We start from the raw sequence: 6,971 nt of genomic DNA on the forward strand, positions 1-6,971 counted from the left end.
CCGGCCCGGGGGAAGGGAAAGCGGCGGTGAGCCGCTTGCCTCCACCCGCGCGCGTCAGCCGCCGGAGGACGGCGCCGGCCCGGCCGGGGCGGTCGCCGCCGGGGTCTGCCCCCGCACCCGCCACACCGCATTGCCGACATCGTCGGCCACCAGCAGGCCGCCGCGCCGGTCCACCAGCACCCCGACCGGACGGCCCTGCGCGTTGCCCTCGCCGTCGAGGAAGCCGGTGAGCAGTTCCTCCGGCATGCCGGAAGGCCGCCCATTGGCGAACGGCACGAAGATCACCCGGTAGCCCGCCGGCGGCTCACGGTTCCACGAGCCGTGCTGGCCGATGATCGCCCCGCCCTGGAAGCGCGCGCCGAAGGCGGGGTTGTCGACAAAGGTGAAGCCCAGCGAGGCGGTGTGGGCGCCCAGCGCGTAGTCCGGGCGGATCGCCCGCGCCACCAGCTCGGGGCGCGGCGGCTTCACCCGGTCGTCGACGTTCGATCCGTAATAGGAATAGGGCCAGCCATAGAAGCCGCCCTCCTTCACCGAGGTCATGTAGTCCGGCACCAGATGGTTGCCGATCTCGTCGCGCTCGTTCACCGACACCCAGAGTTCGCCATTGGCGGGGTTCCAGTCGATGCCGACCGGGTTGCGCAGCCCGCCGGCGAACACCCGGCTCGCCCCGCTGGCGACGTCGATCTCCAGCACGGCGGCGCGGTTTTCCTCCTCCTCCATGCCGTTCTCGGCGGCGTTGGAGTTGGAGCCGACGCCGACATAGAGCCGGGCGCCGTCGGCGCTGGCGAGCAGGCTCTTGGTCCAGTGGTGGTTGCGCCCGGCCGGCAGCGCCGCGAGCCGGGTGCCGGGGGCGGTGATCCCGGTCGCGCCCTCGGTGTAGGGAAAGCGCATCACCGCATCGGCATTGGCGACATAGAGCTGGTCGCCGATCAGCGCCATGCCGAAGGGCGAGAACAGGTTGGACAGGAACACGGTCTTCGTCTCCGCTACCCCGTCGCCATCGGCGTCGCGCAGCAGGGTGATGCGGTTGGCGCTCTCGGTCTGCGAGCCGGCCTTCTTCATGAAGAGCCCCTGCACCCAGCCGCGCAGGCCCCCGCTCGTCCCCTCGGGCTTGGGCGGGGCGTCGCTCTCGGCGACGAGGACGTCGCCATTGGGCAGTTCGTAGAGCCAGCGCGGGTGCTTCAGGTCGCGGGCGAAGGCGGTGACCGCGAAGCCCTCGGCCGGGCGCGGGGCCGCGCCGTCCCGCCAGCCCACCGCGTCGGCGACCTTGATGGTGGGAAGCCAGCTCGCCTTCGGCTCGGGCAGGGTGGGGTTGGCGCCGTATTCGGCGGATTCCGGCAGGGTCGGCCCGCTCTCGCCGCAGCCGGCGAGCAGCAGCGCGGCGACTCCGACCAGCGCGAGGCCGCCGCCGTGGCGAAGCGGGGGGCGGCGGACGGGGCGGACAGGCGCCCCGAGGGGACGTGGGATGGCGCGCATGATCGTGATGCTCCTGATGCGGAGGTGAGTCCGGTGATGACCGGAAGAGCCGGCCGGTCCGAGAGGGGCGAGGGCCGGCGGCGCGGGAGCGCCGGCGGCCGGGTCGCCCGCAGCCGGGGCGCCCGATAGGGAAAGGCGCGAACGCGCCGCGCGTTCCGCCCTCTCCGCCAGGGCCGGCCGGAAGAGCCGCGATGCCGTCTGACAATCCGGTGAGGCGGGCCGCACTCACGACCCGGGCCCGGCAGCCCGTCTCGTCAGGAACCACCCCGGGGCAGGACACCCGGTCCCCAGAGGCCGGGCCGGCAGGCGCCCGGCGCCGGCCTTGCCGCGGCGGATGCGGTGGCCGCTCAGGGCGGCGTCATGATGGTGGGGGTGCCGCAATCGGCCGTGGCGCAGGCCGGCGGATCGCTCGGCGTGGCGCCGCCGCCGGCTCCCGGCAGGCCGGGCGTGCCGATGTCGCCCGCGCCGCCGGTGCCGGGCATGCCCGGTGTGTGCGGGGTGCCGATGTCGCCGGGCGAAGCGGGATTCGCAGGGTCGGGCCGCCGCACCGCCGGGGCGTCGGGCGGGGTGGCGAGGCCGGGACGCGGGGTGTTGGCGGAGGGGTTGCGCAGCGCCGGGTTGCCGGCGTCCGGCGCGGTGAGGCCGGAACCGCCGGTGGCGCCGGCGCCGGTCGGGCCGCCGGTACCACTGCCGCTCGCTCCGCCGGTGCCGCTGCCGCCGCTCCCGCCACCGCTCTGGGCGAGGCTCGGCCCGATCGCCAGCGCGACCGCGAGCAGCACGCCCGCCGCCGCCAGGGTCGCCCGGCCGAGCGCTTCCGTGAGCGGCGCCGGCCGCCGCCCGGCCTCTCCCGCCCGGAGCCGGAAGGCGCCGTGCCGGGTGGAGGGAAGCGCCGCCGGCGCAACGCCGCGCCGGGGCGCCATCGCGATAAGCGGCGCGGCGGCGGCGTGGTTTCGGGCGGCGTGATGGTGGCGGCGGGTGGTCGGGTTCGGCATCGGAACGCTCCCTGCGCGCAGGACCTCGACGCGCCAACGCGCCGCGGCCGGACCCGTTCCGGCCCGCTCCCTTCCCGGCGGAAGCCCGCCGGCTCCGCGCCGGAGGTTTCGCCCGGCCTCAGGCGGCGCGGGCGCCGTAGCGGCGGGCGGCCTCGATGGCGAGCCCGGTGCCGACCGAGCCGAAGGTGTCGCCCTCCACCAGCCGGGCCTGCGGCGCCGCCGCGACGATGGCGGCTCGGACATGGGGCAGCCGGGTGGAACCGCCGGTGAGGAACAGCGCGTCGATGTCGGCAAGGCCGAGCCCCGCCGCGCGCACGCAGGATTCCACCCGCGCCGCGATGCGCCGCGCCAGCTCGGCGGTGTGGGTCACCAGCGCCGGGGCGAGGATCTCCCGCGCCAGCCCCGGTTCCAACCAGCCGAGATCGACCGTGGTGGAGGGACGCGAGGAGAGCGCGATCTTGGCCTCCTCCGCCTGCATGGCGAGGGTGTGGCCGCGCTGCTCGGCGAGCACGTGGATGAGGCGTTCCACCCGCTCCGGCTCGGCCGCCTCCCGGCGCACCTCCTGCAGTTCGCGCAGGGTGCGGGCGGTGTAGAGCCGGTTGATGCGCGACCAGGTCGCCAGCTCGTGGAAATAGCCGCTCGGCACGTCGCGGCCGGGCCGCTTCATCGGGCTGCGGTAGCCCAGCAGCGGCATCAGCTCGCCGAGGCTGAGATGGCGGTCGAAATCGGTGCCGCCGATCCGCACGCCGTCATTGGCGAGGATGTCGGCGGCACGCTCGGCCGCGCGGTGGCGCTCCGGGCTCAGCCGCACCACCGAGAAATCCGAGGTGCCGCCGCCGATATCGGCGATGAGCGCGATCTCTTCCGCCCGCACCTGCTGCTCATAGTCGAAGGCGGCGGCGATCGGCTCGAACTGGCACGACACCTCGCGGAAGCCGACCGTGGCGGCGACCTCGCGCAGCACCGCCTCGGCGCGGGCATTAGCGGCGGCGTCATTGTCGACGAAAAAGACCGGCCGGCCCAGCACCACCGCCTCGATGGCGCGGCCCTCGCCGGCCTCGGCCCGGCTTTTCACCGTGCGGAGAAAATCGGCGATCACCTCGCGAAAGCCGATCGCGCTGCGGCCGACCTGGGTCTTCTCCTCGATCAGCGCGCTGCCGAGCACCGACTTGATGGAGCGCAGCAGCCGGCCGTCCTGCCCGTCGACATAGCGGGCGATGGCGGCGCGGCCGATCTCGGCATGGCCGTCGCGGTCATAGAACAGCGCGCTGGGCACGGTGACGGCGTCGCCCTCCAGCGCCGCGAGACGCGGGCCATTCGCCCCGGCGAGGCCGAGTGTGGTGTTGGAGGTGCCGAAATCGAGGCCGCAGGCGATCATCCGAAGCGCTCCCGGGGGGTGGGGGAGCGCGGTCTCATACAGCAATGCGGCGGCAATGGCGCGGGCCGGCGGCGGAAATCAACACCCCCGGCGTCTCAGGCCGGCAGGTGGAGGAAGCCCTGCACCCCGACATAGACCCCGACCAGCGCGATGAGCACGCCCGACACATAGGGCGCCCGCCGCGCCAGCCCGCCGAACCACGCCCACCGCGCCCCGGCATGGCGCACGCCGAGCGCCGCCACCACCCCGACCGACACCATGGTGACGGCAAGGCCGATTGAAAAGCACAGCACCAGCACGCTGCCCAGCGCGAAGGCGCGCAGCTGCAGGCAGAGCAGCAGCACCGTCACCGCCGCCGGGCACGGCATCAGCCCGCCGGTGAGGCCGAACAGCACGATCTGCCCGGTGCTGGCCTGCCCACCGGCGAAGCGGCGGCGGAGATCGGCGGCATGGGCCCGCTCATGCGCGTCCTGCCAGCCGCCGTCGCCGATCTCCCGTCCCTCGGTATGGGCGTGGCCGTGGTGGTGGCCGTGGTGGTGGCCGTCGGCGGGCTCGGTGAAGGTAAGGTCGTGCCGTTCGGCGGCGGCACCGCTGCCAAGGGTAAGCTGAACGGCGAAGGCGTGCGGCTCCGGGATCGTCTCGCGCGATTCGAGACGGTCGCCGTGCCGCTGGAAATCGAAGGCCTGCCGGGCACCATCCGGCCGGCGGGTCTCCAGCCGCACCTCCGGCCAGCCCGGCCACGCCGGCGCGCCGCCGGGCACCCCCGGCGCCGTCTCGTCCGGCTGCGCCGGCACCCCCGGCGCTATCTCGTCCGGCTGCGCCGGCACCCCCGGCGCTATCTCGTCCGGCTGCGCCGGACCTGCCGCCCGGCGCAGCCGCCAGCGCGCACCGGACGCGTCTTCATGGAGTTCGAGCACGAGCCGCCCCCCTGCGCTCGCCACCGCGCGCGTCTCGGGCTCCGGGTGGGGGTGATCGTGAGCGTCGTGATCGTGGTGATCGTGCGCGGCGCGGGCCTCCGCCGCCGTGCGCCACAGCATCCAGCCGGCGATGGAAAGGATGATCACCGCCGAGCCGATCTGCAGCCAGGGCTCGGCCTGCGCGACGTCGAGCCCCTGCCACAGATACATGCCGGTGAGGGCGATGCCCCAGACCACCGCCGTGTGGGACACCGTTGCGGCCAGCCCCAGCAGCACCGCCTGCCCCACGGTGCCGCGCACCGCGACGATGAACGCCGCCATCAGCGTCTTGGAATGGCCGGGCTCCAGCCCGTGCAGCGCGCCGAGCAGGATCGCGCTCGGAATGAAGAGCCAGGCATGGGCGGCACCCTGCTGAAGCAGCTCGGCGAAGCTGGGCATCGGGTTCCTCATCCCTTGCGGCCAGCGCCGCACCCGCGAGCGGCAGGCGGCAGGCGGCAGGCGGCAGGCGGCAGGCGGCAGGCGGCCGCACCTTGGGAGCGCCCGGCGGCGGGCGTCAATGTTGCCCGGAGGGAACAAGAGTTTGAACGCGCTGTGGGTCCTTCTTGCGGCCGCTGCCGACCGAAGGCCGAGAGATGCCGGGGTCGTCCAGCCCCTCCGCACGCGATCTCACAGCTCCGCCATGGCAGGCTAGATCAGCTTCCCCGGACCTGAACTGCCGGGAAATTGCCAACCCATAGCAGTCACAGTGTCCATGATGCTACAAATGATCTCGGTAACATTCGCCTGAACCTGCTTCAGGTCTTCCGAGTCGATGGGGGTATCAAATATTTCCTTCGGTCCATCCTTATTATAAGGCACAAAAAACGGAACCGATGCCCCGCGCTCGTCGGGCGGTCGCCACGAACCGTGACAAAGCACGTTGCGAAAGCGGGCGGCCGCCTTGATGTGCTCTACAATCTCATCGACATTTTCGGTGACGTTTTCCGGATTTTTCCGCGCCGCCCTGCCGAAAGAATCAGCAAGTTGACCAAGTTTACCGGTCAGGGCCAGATCAAGCTGAGAAGACCAGGCCTTATACCCGGCCTCGAATTCCTTCAGATTGCAGCGCCGGGTCCCGGTCAGAGCGTAGATAGCCCTGCCGAGGGTTTCCTCGAGAAAACCAAAAGAGGCGACAGTCCTGCCGAGCTGCTCCCAAAAATCCGGTGAATGCTTGTGCGTCGGAAAAAGAGGAGGCAATTCCGCGCGATTGATGAAGAACCGACTCATGACGTCGTCGCTCATGACCGCCCACCGAATCATCGTATTGCAATCCTTGGACCGGATCGTAACACATGGCACGGTCTGCCACCCGCAGTGGCGGGCAGGCTCGTTGTTATCATTTTTACACGACATGATGAGCGCTCTCGGCGGCCTTGTCTTCACACGGGAGTGGCGTCAAACAAGCCGCCACGGAACGGCATAAGCGGCCGCCGACAACGCCCCGTCCCACCCCCTGTCCGCCGATCCACGACACACACCCCGGAGACCCGCCATGCGCCTGATCCACGCCCCGACCTCCCCTTTCGTGCGCAAGGTGATGGTGGTCGCCCATGAGAGCGGGCTCGCCGACGCGATCGAGACCGTGTTCAACCCGGCGAGCCCGCTGCAGCGCGACCCCGCGCTGACGGACGCCAACCCGCTCGGCAAGATCCCGGTGCTGGAGCTGGCGGACGGCACCGCGCTCTATGACAGCCCGGTGATCTGCGAATACCTCGCGGGGCTCGGCGGGGCGCCCGGGCTGTTCCCCGCCGCCGGCCCGGCGCGCTGGGCGGCCCTGACCCAGCAGGCGCTCGGCGACGGGCTGCTCGACGCCGCGCTGGCGGCGCGCTACGAGGCGACCCTGCGGCCGGAGCCGCTGCGCTGGGAGGGCTGGCGCGACATCCAGCTCGGCAAGATCGCCGGGGCGCTGGCGCGGATGGAGGCGCTGGTGCCGGAGCTGCCGGAGGCCCCCAGCATCGGCACCATCACCTTCGGCTGCGCGCTGGGCTATCTCGACTTCCGCTTTCCCGACCTCGACTGGCGCGGCCGCCACCCCGGCCTCGCGCCGTGGTTCGCCGCCTTCGACGCCCGCCCCGCCATGGCGGCGACCCGCCCGCACGAGCGGCGCGGCTGACGGCGGGTCGGCGGGTCGGCGGGTCGGCGGGTCGGCGGGTCGGCGGGTCGGCGGGT

At 72.6% G+C, this 6,971-nt stretch carries 6 protein-coding genes; 1 reads left to right on the top strand and 5 read right to left on the bottom strand.

Translation table 11 applies throughout. The features are described from left to right. Nucleotides 1-54: 54 nt before the first annotated feature. From KHC27_RS11685 to KHC27_RS11705, 5 genes are all read right to left on the bottom strand, one after another. The gene (locus KHC27_RS11685; RefSeq protein ID WP_213339219.1) at nucleotides 55-1,476 is read right to left on the bottom strand and encodes a PQQ-dependent sugar dehydrogenase; all 1,422 of its coding nucleotides are present in this window, start codon (nucleotides 1,474-1,476) and stop codon (nucleotides 55-57) included. Nucleotides 1,477-1,823: 347 nt separating this feature from the next. Continuing rightward, nucleotides 1,824-2,468: a hypothetical protein gene (locus KHC27_RS11690; protein WP_213339221.1), complete on the bottom strand. Its 645-nt coding sequence runs from the start codon at nucleotides 2,466-2,468 to the stop codon at nucleotides 1,824-1,826. 118 nt (nucleotides 2,469-2,586) lie between these two features. After that, nucleotides 2,587-3,846 carry an Hsp70 family protein gene (locus tag KHC27_RS11695; RefSeq protein ID WP_213339223.1) on the bottom strand — a complete coding sequence of 420 codons (1,260 nt, stop codon included), beginning with the start codon at nucleotides 3,844-3,846 and terminating at the stop codon, nucleotides 2,587-2,589. Between the two features lie 95 nt (nucleotides 3,847-3,941). Next, entirely contained in the window at nucleotides 3,942-5,201 is a 1,260-nt protein-coding gene (locus KHC27_RS11700) for a nickel/cobalt efflux transporter (RefSeq protein WP_213339226.1), read from the bottom strand. Between the two features lie 249 nt (nucleotides 5,202-5,450). Next, nucleotides 5,451-6,044 carry a hypothetical protein gene (locus KHC27_RS11705; protein ID WP_213339228.1) on the bottom strand — a complete coding sequence of 198 codons (594 nt, stop codon included), beginning with the start codon at nucleotides 6,042-6,044 and terminating at the stop codon, nucleotides 5,451-5,453. Between the two features lie 250 nt (nucleotides 6,045-6,294). On the opposite strand from KHC27_RS11705, the gene KHC27_RS11710 reads away from it, so the two are divergent. After that, nucleotides 6,295-6,915 (top strand): glutathione S-transferase, encoded by a 621-nt coding sequence (locus KHC27_RS11710; RefSeq protein ID WP_213339230.1) that lies wholly within the window; start codon nucleotides 6,295-6,297, stop codon nucleotides 6,913-6,915. Nucleotides 6,916-6,971: the final 56 nt, after the last annotated feature.

This window comes from Ancylobacter lacus, from assembly GCF_018390635.1.
Lineage (GTDB): Bacteria > Pseudomonadota > Alphaproteobacteria > Rhizobiales > Xanthobacteraceae > Ancylobacter > Ancylobacter lacus.